This window comes from Paenibacillus alkaliterrae (genome assembly GCF_021532375.1).
GTDB lineage: Bacteria > Bacillota > Bacilli > Paenibacillales > Paenibacillaceae > Pristimantibacillus > Pristimantibacillus alkaliterrae.
Map to the genome: position 1 here is coordinate 18119 of NZ_JAKGAP010000063.1, position 18348 is coordinate 36466.

General features: G+C 44.7%; 19 protein-coding genes. 18 read left to right on the plus strand and 1 reads right to left on the minus strand.

All coding sequences use genetic code 11. The features are described from left to right. Positions 1-19 precede the first annotated feature (19 nt). From L1N85_RS21385 to L1N85_RS27375, 3 genes are all read left to right on the plus strand, one after another. Positions 20-760: a glycerophosphodiester phosphodiesterase gene (locus L1N85_RS21385; protein WP_235241083.1), complete on the plus strand. Its 741-nt coding sequence runs from the start codon at positions 20-22 to the stop codon at positions 758-760. 31 nt (positions 761-791) lie between these two features. Next, positions 792-1709 carry a glycerophosphodiester phosphodiesterase gene (locus tag L1N85_RS21390; RefSeq protein WP_235241084.1) on the plus strand — a complete coding sequence of 306 codons (918 nt, stop codon included), beginning with the start codon at positions 792-794 and terminating at the stop codon, positions 1707-1709. Positions 1710-2018: 309 nt separating this feature from the next. Continuing rightward, positions 2019-2153, plus strand: coding sequence for a hypothetical protein (locus L1N85_RS27375; protein WP_268818411.1), 135 nt, complete (start codon positions 2019-2021; stop codon positions 2151-2153). A 108-nt stretch (positions 2154-2261) separates the two neighbouring features. Here the strand turns inward: L1N85_RS27375 and L1N85_RS21395 are convergent, their stop codons facing one another. Then, a complete protein-coding gene (locus L1N85_RS21395) occupies positions 2262-2936 on the minus strand; it encodes a glycosyltransferase family protein (protein ID WP_235241085.1) in 675 nt (224 codons plus the stop codon). 52 nt (positions 2937-2988) lie between these two features. On the opposite strand from L1N85_RS21395, the gene L1N85_RS21400 reads away from it, so the two are divergent. The 15 genes from L1N85_RS21400 (at position 2989) to L1N85_RS21470 (ending at position 18092) form a co-directional block, all read left to right on the plus strand. Next, positions 2989-3288, plus strand: a complete 300-nt coding sequence (locus tag L1N85_RS21400) for a helix-turn-helix domain-containing protein (protein ID WP_235239465.1) — start codon at positions 2989-2991, stop codon at positions 3286-3288. Next, positions 3254-3574, plus strand: a complete 321-nt coding sequence (locus L1N85_RS21405) for a DUF1861 family protein (protein WP_235241086.1) — start codon at positions 3254-3256, stop codon at positions 3572-3574. Before L1N85_RS21400 ends, L1N85_RS21405 begins: the two co-directional genes overlap by 35 nt. 66 nt (positions 3575-3640) lie before the next feature. Then, positions 3641-4210, plus strand: coding sequence for a 50S ribosomal protein L25 (locus L1N85_RS21410; protein WP_235241087.1), 570 nt, complete (start codon positions 3641-3643; stop codon positions 4208-4210). A 265-nt stretch (positions 4211-4475) separates the two neighbouring features. Continuing rightward, complete coding sequence (locus L1N85_RS21415; RefSeq protein WP_235241088.1) at positions 4476-4853, plus strand: S-layer homology domain-containing protein; 378 nt, start codon at positions 4476-4478, stop codon at positions 4851-4853. Positions 4854-5005: 152 nt separating this feature from the next. After that, a complete protein-coding gene (locus L1N85_RS27715) occupies positions 5006-5332 on the plus strand; it encodes a Sir2 family NAD-dependent protein deacetylase (RefSeq protein WP_328285260.1) in 327 nt (108 codons plus the stop codon). A gap of 302 nt (positions 5333-5634) precedes the next feature. After that, positions 5635-6120 (plus strand): YecA family protein, encoded by a 486-nt coding sequence (locus tag L1N85_RS21425; protein WP_235241089.1) that lies wholly within the window; start codon positions 5635-5637, stop codon positions 6118-6120. A 9-nt stretch (positions 6121-6129) separates the two neighbouring features. Then, entirely contained in the window at positions 6130-6519 is a 390-nt protein-coding gene (locus tag L1N85_RS21430; protein ID WP_235241091.1) for a hypothetical protein, read from the plus strand. Between the two features lie 94 nt (positions 6520-6613). After that, positions 6614-6886 (plus strand): hypothetical protein, encoded by a 273-nt coding sequence (locus tag L1N85_RS21435; protein ID WP_235241092.1) that lies wholly within the window; start codon positions 6614-6616, stop codon positions 6884-6886. Between the two features lie 259 nt (positions 6887-7145). Next, entirely contained in the window at positions 7146-9026 is a 1881-nt protein-coding gene (locus tag L1N85_RS21440) for a DNA/RNA helicase domain-containing protein (RefSeq protein WP_235241093.1), read from the plus strand. Positions 9027-9038: 12 nt separating this feature from the next. Further along, complete coding sequence (locus tag L1N85_RS21445; RefSeq protein ID WP_235241094.1) at positions 9039-9365, plus strand: nucleoside triphosphate pyrophosphohydrolase; 327 nt, start codon at positions 9039-9041, stop codon at positions 9363-9365. Next, positions 9358-11811 carry a DEAD/DEAH box helicase family protein gene (locus L1N85_RS21450; protein ID WP_235241095.1) on the plus strand — a complete coding sequence of 818 codons (2454 nt, stop codon included), beginning with the start codon at positions 9358-9360 and terminating at the stop codon, positions 11809-11811. Before L1N85_RS21445 ends, L1N85_RS21450 begins: the two co-directional genes overlap by 8 nt. Beyond that, on the plus strand, positions 11792-14944 hold the full coding sequence (locus tag L1N85_RS21455) for a DUF3427 domain-containing protein (protein WP_235241096.1): 3153 nt from the start codon (positions 11792-11794) through the stop codon (positions 14942-14944). Before L1N85_RS21450 ends, L1N85_RS21455 begins: the two co-directional genes overlap by 20 nt. Positions 14945-14957: 13 nt before the next feature. Beyond that, positions 14958-15347, plus strand: a complete 390-nt coding sequence (gene mutT, locus L1N85_RS21460) for an 8-oxo-dGTP diphosphatase MutT (protein ID WP_235241097.1) — start codon at positions 14958-14960, stop codon at positions 15345-15347. 647 nt (positions 15348-15994) lie between these two features. After that, a complete protein-coding gene (locus tag L1N85_RS21465; RefSeq protein WP_235241098.1) occupies positions 15995-16498 on the plus strand; it encodes a hypothetical protein in 504 nt (167 codons plus the stop codon). Between the two features lie 85 nt (positions 16499-16583). Beyond that, entirely contained in the window at positions 16584-18092 is a 1509-nt protein-coding gene (locus tag L1N85_RS21470; RefSeq protein ID WP_235241099.1) for a GMC oxidoreductase, read from the plus strand. Positions 18093-18348 lie beyond the last annotated feature (256 nt).

Consider the following 18348-nt stretch of genomic DNA (forward strand, 5'->3'; position numbering starts at 1 on the left):
ACGGAAGGACTGAGACACTATGATTACTATCGTTGCTCACCGCGGATGGTCGGGGGAAGCGCCCGAGAATACGATCGCGGCTTTCAAGCTGGCTTTGACGGACCCGGATATCGCGATTATCGAACTCGACGTGCATCTATCCAAGGACGGAGTCCCTGTCGTCATCCACGATCATACGCTGGATCGAACGACGAGCGGTACAGGTCCGGTCAAAGCGTATACGTTAGAGGAATTACGCGGGCTGGATGCTGGCAGCTGGTTCGCTTCAGAATTCTCGGAAGAGCGTATTCCGACGCTTGAGGAAGTACTGCAGCTCGTGAAGGGACGCTGCATGCTGCATGTGGAGCTCAAGACGATGGGCGATGAGTATGCAGGAATCGAAGCGGAAGTAATCGCGTGCATTCATCGTCACGGCATGAAGGATGAAGTCGTTCTCTCTTCCTTCGATCATGATTCCATGAAACGGGCGAACGAGATCGATCCTTCCATCCCGACGGGGCTGATTTTCTTAGGCAAACCGACCCTTCTCAAGGAACAGCTTTGGTATACAGGCGCTACAAGCGTGTCCATCCATTATTCTTTCGTTACGCGCGGCTTGGTGAATGAGATGGCTGAGTATGAGATTGATATGGGAGTATGGACAGTGGATGATCCGGACATCCTTGCCAATATCGTAGAAGAGTACCCCGATATGCGCATTACGACGAATTATCCGGATCGATTGCTTCAAATTGTGAGACAAGATCGCATAACATCCTAAGTCAGCGGTTCAGTCAGGAGGAGGAGAAGCGATGGCCAGGCGAAAAGCATCTTTTATATGGTTTCGAGCCGGATTGTTCATGTTGATACTATGCTGCGCGGCGTTAACCGTGTCCGCTTATAGTCCTTATGCTGCGGAGGGACCATCGATCATCGCGCATCGCGGCGCATCCGGCTACGCCCCCGAGAACACGATGGCTGCCTTCGAGCTGGCCGAGCGCCTCGGCGCCGACTTCATCGAGCTCGATATACGGATGAGCAAGGACGGAGAGCTCGTCGTCATCCATGACAAAACGGTGGACCGAACGACGAATGAAGCGGGATACGTGCATGATTATACACTGCAGGAGCTTCAAGGCATGGATGCGGGAAGCCATTTCCACGCCGATTATGCGGACGAAACCATCGTATCGCTTGAAGAAGTGATGGACCGTTTTGCAGGAAGGATCGGCATACTCATAGAAATCAAGGACCCGCCGCTCTATCCGGGAATTGAAGAGAAGCTGGCTGAGATGGTGCGGCGGTACGAAATTATTCAAGATATTTTAGGTATCGGGGTTAGCGAAAGTATTCAAGGTAAGGAATACATCGAGGATCCTGGAGGCAGGGCAGGTTCTGAAGGCATCGCAAGTTCTGAAGGTACCGCAGGTATCATCATTCAATCCTTCGATTTCAATTCGATGCGCCGCATTCACTCCCTGCTGCCCGGTATTCCCGCCGCCGTCCTTATTCACGCGGACCGGCACCCTTTAACAGATAAGACGCTGGATGAGCTTGCCTCTTTCGCGTCATACATTAACGTTAGTCACGATCTGCTTGACGGGGAGCTTGTCCGGGAAATCCTTGAACGGAACCGCAAAGTGATGGCATGGACGATCCGGAACGATCAGGATATGGATCGGATGAAAAAGCTGGGAGTGGACGGGATTATAACGGATTATCCGGGGTGAAGGGGAAGAGCAAATTTTTGAAAATCGTTGATTACGTATGGAGTATTAAGCCTTATGCAGTAGACCTTACTGGTCAGATGCATATTTCTCAAGTGGAGAAATTGTTCAAGTTCGATTCGATGCAGCCAATAATCCCCAAGATTATAAATATACAAAATAATGATCTGCCTAAAAGCTTTTTCTTACTCTCGACGATCTGAGTCGATGTAGAGTAAAACTCCTGATTGTGATTGCGGAAGAGTTATGCTCCATGTACAATCCGAACAAATAGAGCAGGTTGTAGCAGTAGTTAACTTTGGATGGGAGAACATGAGCGCACTGGATAAAACAAGGCATGAAGCTGCAATTAAACAATTTCTAGAGGCATCTTCAGAATTAAGTCGTCATAAACATGGTTTGGGCAGATGGAGCGAGCCGTTAGATTTTGATTCCAATGTGGTGTAATGGTAACAGTAATCTAAACATGCTGCCAAGCTCTTTCCGCGACGAATGGAACGAAAAAAAGCGCTCTTGTCATAAATAGACAGGGGCGCTTAGCTTATTCATTTCAAACTAAATATATTCGGTCATTCCATTTTCCTTCAGCAGTTCGACGATGTCTTTGACTGACTGCGCTTTGTCCTTGGGACAGATTAATAGCGCATCCCCGGTATCCGCAATGATGAAGCCGTCTACGCCTATTGTCGTGATTAGTCTGCCGTTTCCATATATGATCGAATTGCGTGTATCTAAGCCCATGTGATTCGCTTTTATAATGTTGCCTGATTTATCCGGCGGGAAGATCGCGCCAAGCGCATCCCAGCTGCCGATATCATTCCAGCCAAATTGGCCGGACAGAACAACAGTGCGTCCTTGACAATCCTCAGAGCCGCTGTCCTCTACGAATGTACGGTTATAATCCATAAAGTTTCTAAAGTTTCCATCCGTATTCTGTGCGTGATGAATGAAGGAAATATAAGTATGAATGAGGGCCAGCGTGACTGGATCTTTTTTGCTGCTGTATAATAAAACAGCTGCGATTAATGCCCGTGCGTTATCATCTGTCGTATAGCCCTTTGAGCGGTCGGGAACGCCAAATTTGGTATGCTGAAAAATTCCTGTATCATCCGTTATCCTGCGCATATAATCGGATTTAAACTGCAGTATCGTTATTGTTCCACAAGATCCATCAGCTTCTGCCTGTATATCTCGCCTGTTTCTTATAACATGACCATTTTTTCTTGTCAATTTTATTGACTCACTATCTTTTTCCATATATATTGATCTAGGGGGTGTATGTGTGTCAGTCATACGCAGTAAATTAAAAGAGGTTATGGAAAATCACGATCCAAAATTATCTATACGTAAGCTTGCAAAGGATGTTAATTACCACTTTGATTCCGTTCGTCGTATGTATAAGGATGAAATGGTGCAGTATCCAAGGGATTTGCTGCTAAAGCTTTGTCTATATTTTAATGTCCAGCCGGGGCAGCTCATTGGAATCGAAGAGGATGAAGATCGAAATTGCACGATAGATGAACCGAGTGATCATCAGGAGGACGGCAATGACAAGGAAAACGAAAAAGATACAAACCTGTAAACAGCTCCTGGATACCTTTTATGCGAAGCCACGCATAACGAAAGTGGTGAAGCTGGCGTTCTCCGGGGTTGGAAATCGGGATGTATATAATATAACGGCCCCGTTTCTATATGACGGGGAGGAAGTGATCTTAGGAAGAGTTGAGGAACGGGACAGCGAGTTCTCTCAAGTCTTCTTTTTTACATGTAATTTGCAGGAGAAAACACCTATAATAATTATTGCCGCAAGAAGTGATTTTCCGCGAGGACCCGGCAAACGGCCGGAGCTGTATGGTACATTTGACTAGATTCTATGGTCATGTTATAATCTTTTCGACAAGAATTTATGGTCAAAAGAGAGCGGGAACAAACAAATGAGTAAATTTATTCAATTGAACAAGCGCACTGGCGAAACGAAGTCTCACTTGAATCATGCAAGAAAACAGGGACGCATTCCGGCTGTGTTGTATGGAATTGGTAAAGATACTATGTCATTAGAAGTTAACGAAAAAGAAATGCTGGACATTTTGAAAAAAAATCCGCGGGCTATTCTGCAGGGCAAGACATCCGATGAAAAAGTGATGCCGGTCGTTGTTCAGAATATCCAAAGGGAAACCATGTCGGGCAAGTTGCTGCATATCGACTTTCACCATGTGAACATGACTGAAAGCATGGATAGCAAAGTAACCATCCATTTTTCCGGAGAGGCTATCGGCGTGAAATCCGGCGGGGTACTGCAGGTGGAAATGTATGAAGTAGAAGTTCGCTGTATGCCGGGAGATTTGCCGTCTTCCATGGAAGTGGATATAAGCGGCCTTGCAGCCGGTGCCCAGCTTCTCGTATCCGACCTGATTTTCAAGGATGGAATTGAAGTGTTGACTGATCCGAATACGGTCATGATCCAGATCAAAACGGTGCATGCGGAAATCGAAGAAACAGCATAAAAGATTTCGTCTTATTATAGAAAAAGCAGCTCGTTCCTCGTCAGAGGGCGGGCTGCTTTTTGCTCTATTCCTTTATGGTGCAGAGGAAGCAGCTTTTCTGCATGCTCCGCGAAAATCTAGGTAGAATTAAGAACTGAAGTCCATCAGCCGTTCTATCATGGTTATCCGGATGGTAAATTTCATCCAAAAGCGTATCAAACCCGCGCTGAAACTGCCGCAACGTTGGTTCGACTTTTAAATTTGACGGAAACCGGGAAGGATGTTTGTGAGCTTGCTATTACGCGTTAGAGGAATTGAAAGTGTCCCGCTTGTGACCTTCGACGACTCGAAGAAACATTGGGCGAAGGATGCGATCGCAACTGCAAAAGGATTGAAATATATTAATGGGATAGATAAGGAACATTTCTTCCCGGATGAACCGGTTGAACGACAGGTTTCGGCCAAGATGATGAGTTTAGCCCTTCAGAGAGGGGCATTAATGGACGGCGAAACCAAGGTTATTCAGCATTACCCGGACGTTACGCTAAATTTGTGGTCCTTCCCATGGGTCGAAGAGGCTTCGAAGGTCGCACATGAAGCGGAGCAAACTGGCATTCTGGAGCATTTGATTCGATATTTACCGGAACAGACAGAACCATTTTAGCAGAGTATTGCCCAAGTGAAAGATGTAGATTGAGACAGCAGATTCCTTGATCGATAAGGGTTTTCGTAAAAGCCTTCGTTAATAAAGAAGGATTTTATGAAAATCCCTGTTCTTATTGGAGATGAATCCAATTCCTATGCCGGTATATTTACTTGAGCTTTTGGTACGATTTGAATTTGGAAAGTATCTTATCGGAATCGTATTTCAACATGAAGTCCAAGCTTTTTTGGAAGTATTTTAAAGACATTTTTCGCTTCGATGCCATAGGGCAATATGAACCTAATCCTGGCCATCAATTTTTGAAAGAGCTGGAGAATATGGGCAAGGAAGTGACGGTTATCACTCAAAACGTTGATGGGCTGCATCGTAAAGCCGGCAGCACGAACGTCTTAGAGGTCCATGGAGAATTTATAAAAGAAATTGGTAATGATGTAGACAGCGACATCGAAAACCGGAGAGTTGATTGGCGAGACGGCTAGCGGAATTTATGACGTTGGCGCAGGGATTATAACCCCGCGATAAAAAGGACATACAACTTATATATCCTTTGAGAATACGGACACATACATGTTTGTTGTCACTGTATACTCGACACATGTGGAGTGTATGGTAAGGATATATCGGGAGGAGTAAATTATTCTTTGTCGAATAAGAAAAGATAGCCTGATAAAGCAGAGGATATTTCGGATGTACTTAAATTGAATCACTAAGGAGGCATTATTGGGTGTAATACGTTTCATATCATCACTATTTGCCGGAAGTAGCTGAAAAGGAAACAAGGATGCTTACCATAGGCGGCGGATATTCGCAGAATCTTCCACCTGGAAACTATGTTTTGATGGAATACTACTGTAAAACTCCTGATTGCGATTGCAGAAGAGTTATGCTCCATATATTTTCCGAACAAATAGGTCAGGTCGTAGCAGTAGTTAACTATGGCTGGGAGAACAGAAAATTTTACGAGAAGCGGCTGGGCGATAAAGACGAAGTTTGGATTAACGAGTTAAAAGGTCCAAGCCTAAATACAGGCAGTTTTCAGTCGCCCTATGCAAATGAACTGCTTACCATTATTCGTGACAGTACATTGAAGGACAAGAATTATGTTGACAGACTCAAGAGACACTATGTCATGTTTAAACAGAAGATAATGAGTAAGGATGCAAGAGGAGAGAATCAGATAGAGGCAGAGGCTTCCATGAAGATCGGCAGGAATGATCCATGTACTTGCGGCAACGGTTTAAAGTATAAAAAATGCTGTGGAAGGTAATGGGTAATTATGAATAAACGTTGGTCAAGCAATCCCAAGCCAGTAAAGCTGGGTGCATTGGATAAAACAAGGCTTGAAGCTGTAGTCAAACAATATATAGAGGCATCTTCAGAATTAAGTGAGGTTATCAACCGTATTGAAATTAAAGCAGGGCGAATTTATTTGTATCGACTGCATGAACAATTCGGTTGGGATAACCCTGACGTACAATTTATCAAACCTCTGATTGATGGGAAATATGCAGAATTTCCAATGGCACGTATCACACTTTTCGACACTCAGGGAAAATTATGCGAAGTTGACTGGCAGCGTCATACAGGGCAGTGGATGAACTTGTACGAAGGAGATATCGCCGGAAGTTTGGCTTTTATTGAAGAAAATGATCAATGGTTTCAATAGCGTCATTGAACATTGGTTCGGGCATGGAGCGAGCCGTTAGATTTTGATTACAGTGTGGTATAATGGTAACAGTAATCTAGAAGGCGGTGTTTATATGAGTGTGAATCGTGTAGAATTAAAGCGCATGATTGACCAAATACCGGAACAAGATGCTATAGAAGTACTTGATTTTATTGGTTATCTGAATATGAAGCGAGAGCGAGAAGTTTCTGAGCAAATAGATGCTCTTTCTGAGGATGTAGATCTGATCCGACAGGTTCAAAAAAGCCGAGAAGATCGACAGGCTGGGCGTATTTATGATCAGCAAGCAGGGCTCGATTATCTTCGTACGAAGGTAGAGGAGTTTGAGCGTGGACAAAGGCTATAACGTCTATTGGTCGCAAATTTTTTTGAAGTGATAGTAAACTAAGATGTAGACGTTTGTAATGTCTTATATTTTCTGATAAAACTTAGCTGCATCCGTGGCTGAGTTTTTTCTTTATATAAACAACCATTCCTTGACACGGTTGTGTCCAAGGACTTCACAACTATTTCTCCTCGAAAAAGCCCATTTAAGCAGGACTCCTTACCCAATTTGTCGAATTATACCAAAACAAATTAAATATCATTTACAAGAAGGTGTCCTAGTGATCGTATATAGCAGTTCTGTTGCTGAATTTAAAGAGGCAGTCGATGATAATAAAATCGCTATTAATATTGAATCAGCGTTTATAGAGAAACTGGGAAAGCGTCCGTCCGTATCCGAATGGCGTTCATGGAATAATTCCATGCAGTTTATGGAGCGTATTATCCGTAATTCGAAAGTTGCTGACGACTGTGGGGTTATGATTGAATATAATATTCCAGCTACAAGTAAACGAATAGACTTCGTCATTGCTGGACAAGACGAGCAGCAAAATAAAAATTTTATTATTGTAGAGTTAAAGCAGTGGGAAGAAGCGTGGACCACCGATAAAGAGGATATCGTCAAAACCTCTATAAACGGTGCAATTAGAGAAACAACCCATCCATCCTATCAAGCATGGTCTTATAGACAGTTTATTGTTGATATGAATTCGGCTGTATATGATACAGATGTCACTGCACATTCTGTGGCATTCCTTCATAATTACCGCGAGAAGACACCGGAGCCGCTTAAAGCAGAGCAGTACGAGAAGACGATAATGGAAGCACCGTTATTCTTACAGCATGAGACAAGAAAACTGCAAGATTTTATCTATAAATATGTGGGTAAAGGCAAAGGGCTGCAGCTTCTTTATGACATAGAGAATGGAAAAATTACACCATCTAAATCTCTGGTTGATCATATTAATGCTCTGTTCGAAGGCAACTCTGAATTTGTATTACTTGATGAGCAAAAGATTGCCTATGAAACAATCGTATCGCTGGCAAAGAAACAGGATAAGAAGCGGACTATTATTATAAAAGGTGGTCCAGGTACAGGGAAGTCCGTTATATCAATGAATGCACTTGGAGGGCTATTGCGTAATAGTCTGAATACCAAATTTGTAGCGCCTAATTCATCATTTCGCAACGTTATGATTGAGATGCTTACGAAGCAAAGTTCAAGGTCAAAGATGCGGACTAAAAGTTTGTTTATGGGTTCAGGAAGTTTTGTGGAAACGGAAGAGAATCAATTTGACGTACTTATTGTAGATGAAGCACACCGGCTTAAAGGAAAAGGCAGTTATATGTATAAAGGCGCTAATCAAGTTGAGGATATCGTAAAAAGCGCAAGGACCAGTGTGTTCTTTATTGATGATCATCAAAGAATTCGTCCAGATGATATAGGTACGATTGCAGAAATTAAACGAGTCGCCGACAAGCAAAATTGTGAAATTCATGAATATACATTGCATGCACAGTTCAGATGTGCAGGTGCAGAAGGGTATTTAAACTGGGTTGATGATTTATTCGGAATTCAGGAAACGGGCAACTTTAACGGGTGGGATAAGGATTCTTTTGATTTTCGCGTGGTAGATTCACCTCACCGGTTGTATGAGCTCATTAAGGATAAGCAAAGTAAAGGCCATAAAGCACGGATATTGGCGGGATATGCATGGAATTGGACTGCACCTAACCAGGGGAATTCAAATGGACAGATCGATGATGTTATTTTGGATGAGCATCAGTTTAAAATGCCATGGAACGGTTATGCAATCCGTGAATCTTGGGCTATTCATCCTGACGGAATTGATCAGGTAGGCTGTGTTCATACAACACAAGGACTTGAATTCGACTATATCGGCATAATTGTAGGAGACGATCTAAAGTACAATGCCGAAACGGGAGAGCTGTTTTCAAATTATAATGACTATAAGGATAAAACCGGGAAAAAGGGGCTTAAAGATAACCCTGACAAGCTCAATGCCCTTGTTAAAAACATTTATAAGATACTAATGTCCCGGGGAATGAAAGGCTGCTACATATTCTGCAGGGATCAATCGCTTCAAAATTACGTAATGGAAAGACTTTCTCGAACGATCAAGAGCGGGAACAAACAATAGGAGGAAGAAAACATGTCAATATACAACAAACTCGTCCGCGATCGGATACCGGAAATTATAACGAAGCAAGGTTTAAATATGACAACTAGAATTCTCGAAGCTGACGAGTATTTAACGGAGCTTCGCACGAAGCTGCAGGAGGAAACAAGCGAATTTTTGGCTGCTGAATTGAGCAACGAAGCCATCGAAGAGCTAGCTGATATGCTGGAGGTTATTCATGCTCTTGCTGATGCGCACGGGGCGTCCGTCCAAGAGCTGGAACGAATACGCGCAGAGAAAGCGGACAAGCGGGGTGGTTTTAAAGAGCGGGTCTACCTCATCGAGGTGGAAGATGCCTGATATTAAGCTCATTACGGAAAACCTTGCAGATGAACTAATCCCCAGCATTAAGAAGGCCTCAGGGATTTACATATTAACGTCTTTCGTCATGGAATCCGGCGTCAGACTGCTTGCGCCGTACCTGAAGGAAGCCTTGAATAGAGGAGCGGAGGTTAAGCTGCTCGCGGGCGATTACCTATTCGTATCTCAGCCGGAGGCGCTGCGCGCTTTACTTAACATTCATCCAAGCATTGAAGCGAGATTATGGCGAAGCCGGGGTACGTCCTTTCATCCCAAAGCCTATTTGTTCGACTATGGAGATGGACAAGGGTTGTTTATTGTGGGCTCGTCCAATCTTTCTTTGTCTGCTTTTCGGATGGGAGTTGAATGGAATCTGGCGGTAAACGCACAGGCCGAGCCTTTTACGTTCCAGCATGCGCTGGTGAATTTCATGCGAAATTTTTATCACGAATTTACGCAGCCGCTAAATGAAACGACAATTGCCTATTACGAAACGGCGTATAAAGCTTATCATCAGAAATATCCAGAACTTGTCCAGTCGATTTCCGAGATGGAGGAGTCGGAGCTTATGCTCCCTCAAAAGGATAATAAGCAGGAGGATACAGCGCCTAGTGAAATGTCCGCTTTGATTTCTCCCAGAGCGGCCCAGCAAGGAGCGCTTGAAGCTCTCGATATCACGTATGAGGAAGGCTATGACAAGGCGATGGTCGTTATGGCGACAGGGCTCGGTAAAACGTACCTGGCCGGCTTTTTCGCCAAAGAAAGGTTTCAGCGAGTTCTGTTCATTGCTCATCGGGAAGAAATTCTGAACCAAGCGAAACGTTCCTTCCTGCACATTATGCCGGACAAAACTGCTGGACTATATAATGGCTCTGACAAAGAAACCGGAACGGATTTCGTGTTTGCGTCTATTTACACCTTGAGTACAAAAATGCACCGCGAACGCTTTGATCCTGAGGCCTTCGATCTTATCGTAATCGATGAATTTCACCATGCCGCCGCAAAATCGTACCAGTCGGTATTGTCTTATTTTCATCCCAAATTTTTGCTAGGCATAACGGCTACGCCGGATCGTATGGATGGGAAAGACGTTTACGCAATTTGCGATGGTAACGTGGCGTATCAGCTGCATTTTATCGAGGCGATTCAAAAGGGTTGGCTGTGTCCGTTTCATTACTACGGTGTATATGACGCTACTGATTATTCCCAACTTACCTGGCTAGGGACGAAATATGATGAAGACGAGTTGCTCGCGGTTCAACTGCGTGAAGAGGTGGCCTCCAACATTTATGAGGCTTGGGATCGCCATAAGCAGACGCGTACGATTGGATTTTGCTCATCGATTATACAGGCTAATTTCTTGTCTGATTATTTTTCGAAGCAGGGCGCAGCAAGCCTGAGCTTGCACTCGGATACTCGTTCGATGACGAGACAGGAAGCAATTAGAAGGTTGGAAAGTGAAGAGCTTCAGATTATTTTCACCGTTGATCTGTTCAATGAGGGCGTCGATATTCCGTCTGTCGACACGCTACTGTTTGTAAGGCCGACGCAATCTCTTACAGTCTTTACGCAGCAGGTGGGAAGAGGACTCCGGCTTCACGCGGGGAAGCAGGCTTGTACGATTATCGATCTGATTGGCAACTACAGAAATGCGGATATTAAGCTGAGCTTATTTGACACGGGAGCAGGCGAAGAAGCCGCTGGAAAAAGAGAAAGCGCAACGCCAATCCCACCAGCAGGCTGCGTAATTGAGCTTGAGACGAGCGTTATTAATATGCTCGAGGAGCTTGCCCGCAAGAAGCAGCCCCGTAAGGATAGGCTGCGAAGCGTTTATTTAGAGATAAAAGAAGAGCTCGGCCGTCGACCTCATTATTTGGAGCTCCATTTGCTAGGAAAAGTTAACAGTAAAGAGTATCGTCAGGAGTTTGGATCATACATCGGTTTTCTGTACTGGTGCAAGGAGCTGAACGAGCACGAGGAAGCGGTCTACCTGCAATATGAGCGGTGGTTCAAAGAAGTTGAAAGCACGCTGATGGCTAAGAGCTACAAAATGGTGCTTTTGCTAGCAATGCTCGTAAGAGGAACTTCTGGATGGCATGCTCCCATTACTCCGCAAGAAGCTGCGCCTTTCTTTCATCGCTACATGACGGAGAAGGAGTATCGGAGAAAGATCGATTTCTCCGACAAGGAGACGCTGCGGCTCGAGGAGTATGATGAGCAGAAGGTAGCGGCGTTAATCGCACGCATGCCTATGAGCAAATGGAGCGGGAGTTCGAAGGAGCAGATTGCGTTCGACAATGGGGTGTTTAAGCCTGAGTTGGAGATCCAACCGGAGCATGCTGAGCTAGTGTTTTCGTGGACGAGAGAGATTTGCGAGTACCGGTTGCATGGATATTTTGAGAAGAAGGCTGAAACTGAGGTGAACCATGAAACAAGGTCTGTATGAACAAATCATAAATAACGTTACGATGAAGCAGTTAGCTGTATTGGACCCGACTTTGTATGACATTGGCAAGGAGTCGCTCGATCCTGAAGAAGCGAGGAAGCTGCTTTCGAATTATTTGGCTATGGTCACCCGCAGGGCGCTGAAGGTGGTACGGGAGCAAAATAGCAATGACGAGGAAGCCATATTCGCACAGGTTCGGACATGTAACGAAATTATTGCTACCTTGAAGGATAGTCTGGGGCAGTCGGAATATGAGGAGCTACAGCTAGATGAACAGGGCGAGGTTTTAACTTACGTCTATTCGAAGCTGAACCACATTCGCGGCGTTAAAGCGGAGAAGGTGCTTCGGCCTACAACGCCATTATCTCAAAGCTCGTTATTTACGGGTTCTCATTCAGAGCCTAATATGATGAGTGAATTGAAACATGAAATCGTAACGGCTGATCATATCGATCTGCTCGTTTCTTTTATAAAGTGGAGCGGGGTTCGTGTCTTAATGGAACAGTTGGAGCAGTTTACTTCTAATGGCGGTCGCTTGCGTGTCATTACGACAACCTATATGGAGGCTACTGATTACAAAGCGATCATGGAGATAAGCAAGCTTCCGAACACAGAGGTCAAAATCTCCTACGATACAGAGCGTACCCGGCTGCATGCCAAAGCGTACGTATTCAAGCGAGATACTGGCTTTACGACAGCCTATGTGGGTTCTTCCAATTTGTCCAATCCAGCGCTAACGAGCGGCTTAGAGTGGAATTTGAAGGTAACTGAGAAGGATTCCTATGATGTGCTGAAGAAAATCGAAGCCACCTTCGAGAGCTATTGGAATGATCGTGAATTTAAGAGTTTTCTAGCTTCTGATGCAGATCATGAGACGCTGCTCAAGCAAGCTCTTAGCAGGAAGAAGGATCAGGAGCGGAACGATCTAACCTTCCACTTTGACATTACGCCTTATGATTATCAGAAGGATATCCTCGAAAAACTCGAAGCACAAAGGACGCTTTACGGTAGAACAAAAAATCTTCTCGTTGCGGCGACTGGCGTTGGCAAAACGGTCATATCCGCTTTTGACTACAAAAGGTTTGCTCAGCGAAATGGCAGAGCGCGTTTGCTATTCGTGGCGCACCGTGAAGAGATATTGAAGCAAAGCTTGGACACTTTCCGCTTTATATTAAAGGATTTGAATTTTGGCGAGCTTCATGTAGGAAGTAATCAAGCGGACTCGATTGAGCACTTATTTATTAGTATCCAAAGTTTTAACTCACTGAAACTAGCTGAGCTTACTACGTCAGAATTTTATGATTATATGGTCGTAGACGAATTCCACCATGCGGCTGCGCCGTCATATCAGAAACTGCTTGCTCACTATCAGCCTCAAATCCTGCTTGGCCTAACGGCTACCCCTGAGCGGATGGATGGAAAAGATATTTTACATTTCTTTGACGACACGATCGCTGCAGAAATTCGGTTGATGGATGCCATCGACCGCAAGCTGTTAGCTCCCTTTCAATATTTTGGAGTAACGGACAGCGTCGATTTATCGCAAGTAAAATGGTCCAGGCGCGGCTATGACCTTCAAGAGCTGGAGAATTTGTATACCCATAATAAGATTCGCGCCAACCAAATTATAAACAGCTTGAGGAAATACGTAACCGATTTGGATGATGTCAAAGGACTCGGCTTTTGCGTAAGTGTCGATCATGCTCTATATATGGCTAAGGTGTTTGAAGAATCAGGCATACCTGCTATTGCACTGCACGGCGGCTCAAGTGACGAGGATCGTCATTTTGTAAAAGGTAAGCTTGTTAATGGTGAGATTAAAATGATTTTCGTCGTGGATCTCTATAATGAAGGAGTAGATATTCCGGAGGTTAACACGATATTATTCTTGCGTCCCACAGATAGCTTAACCGTCTTCCTGCAGCAGCTCGGTCGGGGTCTACGGTTGGCTGAAGGGAAGGAATGCTTAACGGTCCTAGATTTTATCGGACAGGCCCATAAGGATTATAACTTTCAAGATAAGTTCCGAGCTTTGCTTGGTAAAACCAAGCATTCGGTTCAGCATTATGTGGAGCATGGCTTCTCCAGTCTGCCAAGAGGCAGTTTCATTCAACTGGAGAAGCAGACAAAAGAGTATATCCTCGGCAATCTCAAACAGATGACGACTAACCGCAAGAGATTAGTGAGTAAAATGAAGTATTTCGAAGGAGATACCGGCTTACCATTAACGTTAGAAAATTTTATTCGGTACTATGGGATGTCCTTGTATGAGTTTTATGGGGGACGTACTGGTAATCGGACATTGCGCGAGTTAATGGTGGAAGCGGGACTCCTTGAGGCATACGAATTTGAAAATAGAGAGTATTTGACCAAACGAATTCCGGCCTTGTTAAGTCTTAATTCTCGAAGATTGCTGAAATTTTTAATTACCTACTTAGAAGAAGGAGCGCTGGCTCAGACGGAAGAAGAGCGTCTGATGCTGAACATCCTTTATTATACCTTTTATCGGTCAGAGCCTAAGAAGCAAGGCTTCACGGATATTGAGCAAGGTATCTGGTCTATCATAGCTTGCGAGGCTTTCAAGGATGAGATATTGGACATCCTGAAGTATAACAGCACGCATATAGATTTTGTGGATAAGAGGAATGAACTTCCTTATGCTTGTCCATTGGATTTGCATTGCAAATATTCGATCGATCAGGTGTTGGCGGCATTCGGATTCTGGAATGAGGAGAAGGCGCCAAGCTTCCGGGAGGGCGTTAAGTATTTTGAAGACAAGAAAACGGATATTTTCTTTATTACGTTAAATAAATCCGATAAGGATTTTTCGCCTTCGACATTGTACGAAGACTATGCAATGAACGAGCGATTGTTCCACTGGCAGACGCAGAGTAAAATATCCGAGCAAACGAACACTGCTCAACGGTATATTCATCATAAAAAGACGGGCAACCGGATTGCGTTATTCGTACGGGAATATAAAGAGGAGAATAACTATACCTCTCCGTTTGTTTTCTTAGGTGAGGCCGAGTATGTAAGACATGAGGGCAGCAAGCCGATGAGCATCGTTTGGCGTTTGAAGGAGGACATGCCTCCAGCGCTGGTGCCAGCGGCTAATAAAGTGATTGTATAGGATGTGAGTGGCAATGATTAAGGTGGCTGCTGCCATAATTGAGAATCAGAACGGACGAATACTAATTGCTCGGCGTGCAAAGGGAAAGTCCCAGGAGGGCATGTGGGAGTTTCCGGGTGGAAAGCTTGAGCCGGGTGAATCGCCGGAAGAGTGCCTCCGGAGAGAGCTTCTTGAGGAGATGGGCATTGAGATTGAGCCGTATGCGTATTTTGGTGTGAATGAGCATGCTTATGGAGCGGTGACTATTTGCTTAATTGCGTATAAAGCGACTTATGTGAGTGGTGAGATCGTGCTGGTGGATCATGATGAGTATCGGTGGGTATATAGAGAGGAGCTAAGAGAATTTACTTTTGCTCCGGCTGATGTAAGGTTTGTGGGGATGCTGGGGTTTGAACGATTTTAAGAAAAGTCATTAAATCGTCTACTAACTCAGGCAATATGTTATATAACATTTGAAGAATGAAATTAACAAAATGACCAATCTGTTAAATTGAAAGAATGTGCTCCGGCAGTCGAAAAATGGGTACCGGAGCTATATTTTTGCTGTTTTTTGAGGCCAGGAAAAGAGATAATTTAACGTTTTGAATAAATTGTATAGTTAAATTGAACATTTTGGCTTTAGGTTTGATATTGGGACTCCGTATCAGCAAACAGTGTGATCGTTTCACGATTTCAGGATATGACTGTAGGCTATGCTTTATCTATTCTCGGGGATGTACAATTGGCACAGGATGCTCCATTTGTATTTGTACTTCATGACAGCTATGCTGGCTACCCCGTGCCTATTAAGCTAAGAATATATCGCACCCCCAAAAATCAAGGAAATAAGATTTTTTAATGTTTTGGGGGTATTTTAAATTCTTAACTTGATAGCTATGTGGCGAGATCCCTTTAAACAACAAATTTAGGTGCGAAAGATGAGTTTATTAAAAAAACCTTAATAATTTTAAGAATATTAAAATCGACAGTGGGATTTTGCCTCAGTATGATACTAGAATTTGAGGACGGTGATCACGGGAACAGCCCAATTTGGCAAGAGAGGGGAATAAAATGAATTCCAGCAAAGATAGTAGCAGCTCCTTATGGCAAGTGTATCGGTGGATGCTGCACTATTTGAAGCCATATCGGTGGAAAGTTTTTTTTACGGTTGGGTGTGGTGTCGTGATGACTGCAGGAGAAACCATTTTCCCAAAAGCAATCCAATATTTCATTGATAATATTTCCATGACAAAAGATTATAACGCATTTATTATGCTGTTGCTGCTGTTGGCAGTGCTAGTAATTGCCGTCATTGCAGCTGGAAATGCACGGAATTTGTTGGAGCGAATAGTAGGCGTTAAGGCATCGCGAGACAATATGACGTGTTTAAGCATTTGCGTAAGCTCGGATTCTCATACTGATAGTAAAAGCGGAAACCAACGATATCGAGAACAGCTCCATTTACAGCTCCGTCTACAAAGACAGCGACGACAATCTGCATATTATCGCGATCAACAAAAACTTCGATTATGCGATGGACGCTACTTTCTCGATTGGCGGACCGACGGAGGATAGCGGAATGTAAGACAAGTGTCGCAGAATATAAATAGGTTGTAGCGCAGCCTTACCATCATTCCGGGAAGTGAGAGGATGAGCAGCGATGTACGATTCGCGCCAAAGCAGGGCAGCGGTGCCTCCCTATTTCCCCGAGGGAACGGATCCGCAATGGCTGCCGTTAACGCCCCTGGAGCAAATGGCTCAAACGGATTACGACGTGCTGATCGTCGGAACCGGTGCAGGCGGCGGAGCCGTACTGTGGAGAATATGCGAGGGATTGAAGGATAGTGGCAAGCGAATCGGCGTTATCGAAGCCGGAGATCTGCTGCTGCCGACGCATGGAATGAACCTGCCAACCTCCGGCTGGGCGCTTAGTTCCATAGGGAATCAGTTTTTCCCGATCGGAGATTTTTTGCCGCAATATTCGGCTGCTAGGCAATTTTTTGGGCTGGGAGGAAGAACCTTAAATTGGGGCATTGCCGCTCCCCGGATGCATAGGTCCGATATGATTCATTGGCCTGTACCTCTCCGCGAGATGGAGAAATACTATAAAATCGCCGAGCAAGCGATGTTCGTAAGCCATGCTTTCGCGGAAGGGTCTACCCTATCGGAAATAACGATTAATCGCCTTTGGCAAAATGGTTTTCTCGAATCCGTCTATCTCCCTATGGCTGCCGATCTTGCTCAAACGAAGTATGGCGAGCTGCATTCTAACGTCTATTTCAGTTCCATCCTGTTTCTGGCCAGAGCATTGAAGCTGCGCACCTATGATCTGGCCGTGAGAGCCCGGGCGATTCAGATCGTTACGGAAAACGGAAAAGCGGCGGGCGTAAGAGCGGTTAGTCCCGATAAGAAGTGGTATGATCTCAAGGCGAAGACGGTCGTTTTATCGGCAAGCACCTTAGAAAATCCGAGGATCCTGCTGAATTCGGGCATTCAAGGCCATGCAATCGGTCATTACCTGACGAATCATTCCGGCGTAGAAGCGTGGGGAACGATAAACAAAGAGCAATTTCCCGAAATAGCGGGAACGCTCGCTCTATTGGTTCCGGGTACGGAATTCCGTCCTTATCAAGTACAGATTCAGGGTTTTATTAATGGCGGCTACCCCTTCTATCCTTCTGTGTATCATTACAGTATTGATAAACCTGCAAGTGACATCTCGGATTATGTCATGTGGGCGTTCGGCAAGGTGGAATCCCGATTCGAGAACAAGGTCGGCTTGAGTCCCAGCCTCCGGGATGAATACGGGGTGCCGATGATACAGGTCGATTTCTCCCACAGTAACCGGGATCTGGAGGTCATCGGGCAGATGTCGCAGGCTCTTATTCAGGTTTCGGAAGCAATGGATGCCCCGATCAATATAAAGGACGGCAGACTTGACATTTCCAATTGGATTCCGGGTCGCGATTTCCATGAATGCGGAACCTGCCGGATGGGCGATAACCCATTGACTTCAACAACGAACCGGTTCGGTCAGGTGCATGGCGTCTCAGGTCTATATGTTGCCGATAACAGCGTTCTGCCCACACTGGGAGCAGCCAATCCTACGCTCACGGCAGTTGCACTGGCTATCCGAACGACAGACTATCTGATTGAGCAGTTGAAATAAACGGACGAAGCAAGCGGGGATGTCTCAAAAGGTCATGAAGCGACCTGAGAGACAGCTCTGTTTTTTTTCATAGGAAAATGTGATTTCTTGTATCAAGTAAGATGTGGTCTCGTTAAGCAATTATCCGTTTTCTTGATTGAGACTCCTTAGAGAAAAAATTAGGCTATTCGCAGTTTAGCATGGGTTGTGTAAATCTATAAAACTTGGACAAGGGAATCGTATTCAGTTCAAATCGCTAGATTGTTCTCCACCTGAT

Excerpts from the sequence above, each read along its gene's own strand:
- L1N85_RS21430 (WP_235241091.1), top strand. The coding sequence starts at position 6,130 with ATGAATAAACGTTGGTCAAGCAATCCCAAGCCAGTAAAGCTGGGTGCA.
- L1N85_RS21465 (WP_235241098.1), top strand. The coding sequence starts at position 15,995 with ATGAATTCCAGCAAAGATAGTAGCAGCTCCTTATGGCAAGTGTATCGG.
- L1N85_RS21470 (WP_235241099.1), top strand. The coding sequence starts at position 16,584 with ATGTACGATTCGCGCCAAAGCAGGGCAGCGGTGCCTCCCTATTTCCCC.
- mutT (WP_235241097.1), top strand. The coding sequence starts at position 14,958 with ATGATTAAGGTGGCTGCTGCCATAATTGAGAATCAGAACGGACGAATA.
- L1N85_RS21455 (WP_235241096.1), top strand. The coding sequence starts at position 11,792 with ATGAAACAAGGTCTGTATGAACAAATCATAAATAACGTTACGATGAAG.
- L1N85_RS27375 (WP_268818411.1), top strand. The coding sequence starts at position 2,019 with ATGAGCGCACTGGATAAAACAAGGCATGAAGCTGCAATTAAACAATTT.
- L1N85_RS21390 (WP_235241084.1), top strand. The coding sequence starts at position 792 with ATGGCCAGGCGAAAAGCATCTTTTATATGGTTTCGAGCCGGATTGTTC.
- L1N85_RS21445 (WP_235241094.1), top strand. The coding sequence starts at position 9,039 with ATGTCAATATACAACAAACTCGTCCGCGATCGGATACCGGAAATTATA.
- L1N85_RS21425 (WP_235241089.1), top strand. The coding sequence starts at position 5,635 with ATGCTTACCATAGGCGGCGGATATTCGCAGAATCTTCCACCTGGAAAC.
- L1N85_RS21385 (WP_235241083.1), top strand. The coding sequence starts at position 20 with ATGATTACTATCGTTGCTCACCGCGGATGGTCGGGGGAAGCGCCCGAG.
- L1N85_RS21405 (WP_235241086.1), top strand. The coding sequence starts at position 3,254 with ATGACAAGGAAAACGAAAAAGATACAAACCTGTAAACAGCTCCTGGAT.
- L1N85_RS21450 (WP_235241095.1), top strand. The coding sequence starts at position 9,358 with ATGCCTGATATTAAGCTCATTACGGAAAACCTTGCAGATGAACTAATC.
- L1N85_RS21435 (WP_235241092.1), top strand. The coding sequence starts at position 6,614 with ATGAGTGTGAATCGTGTAGAATTAAAGCGCATGATTGACCAAATACCG.
- L1N85_RS21410 (WP_235241087.1), top strand. The coding sequence starts at position 3,641 with ATGAGTAAATTTATTCAATTGAACAAGCGCACTGGCGAAACGAAGTCT.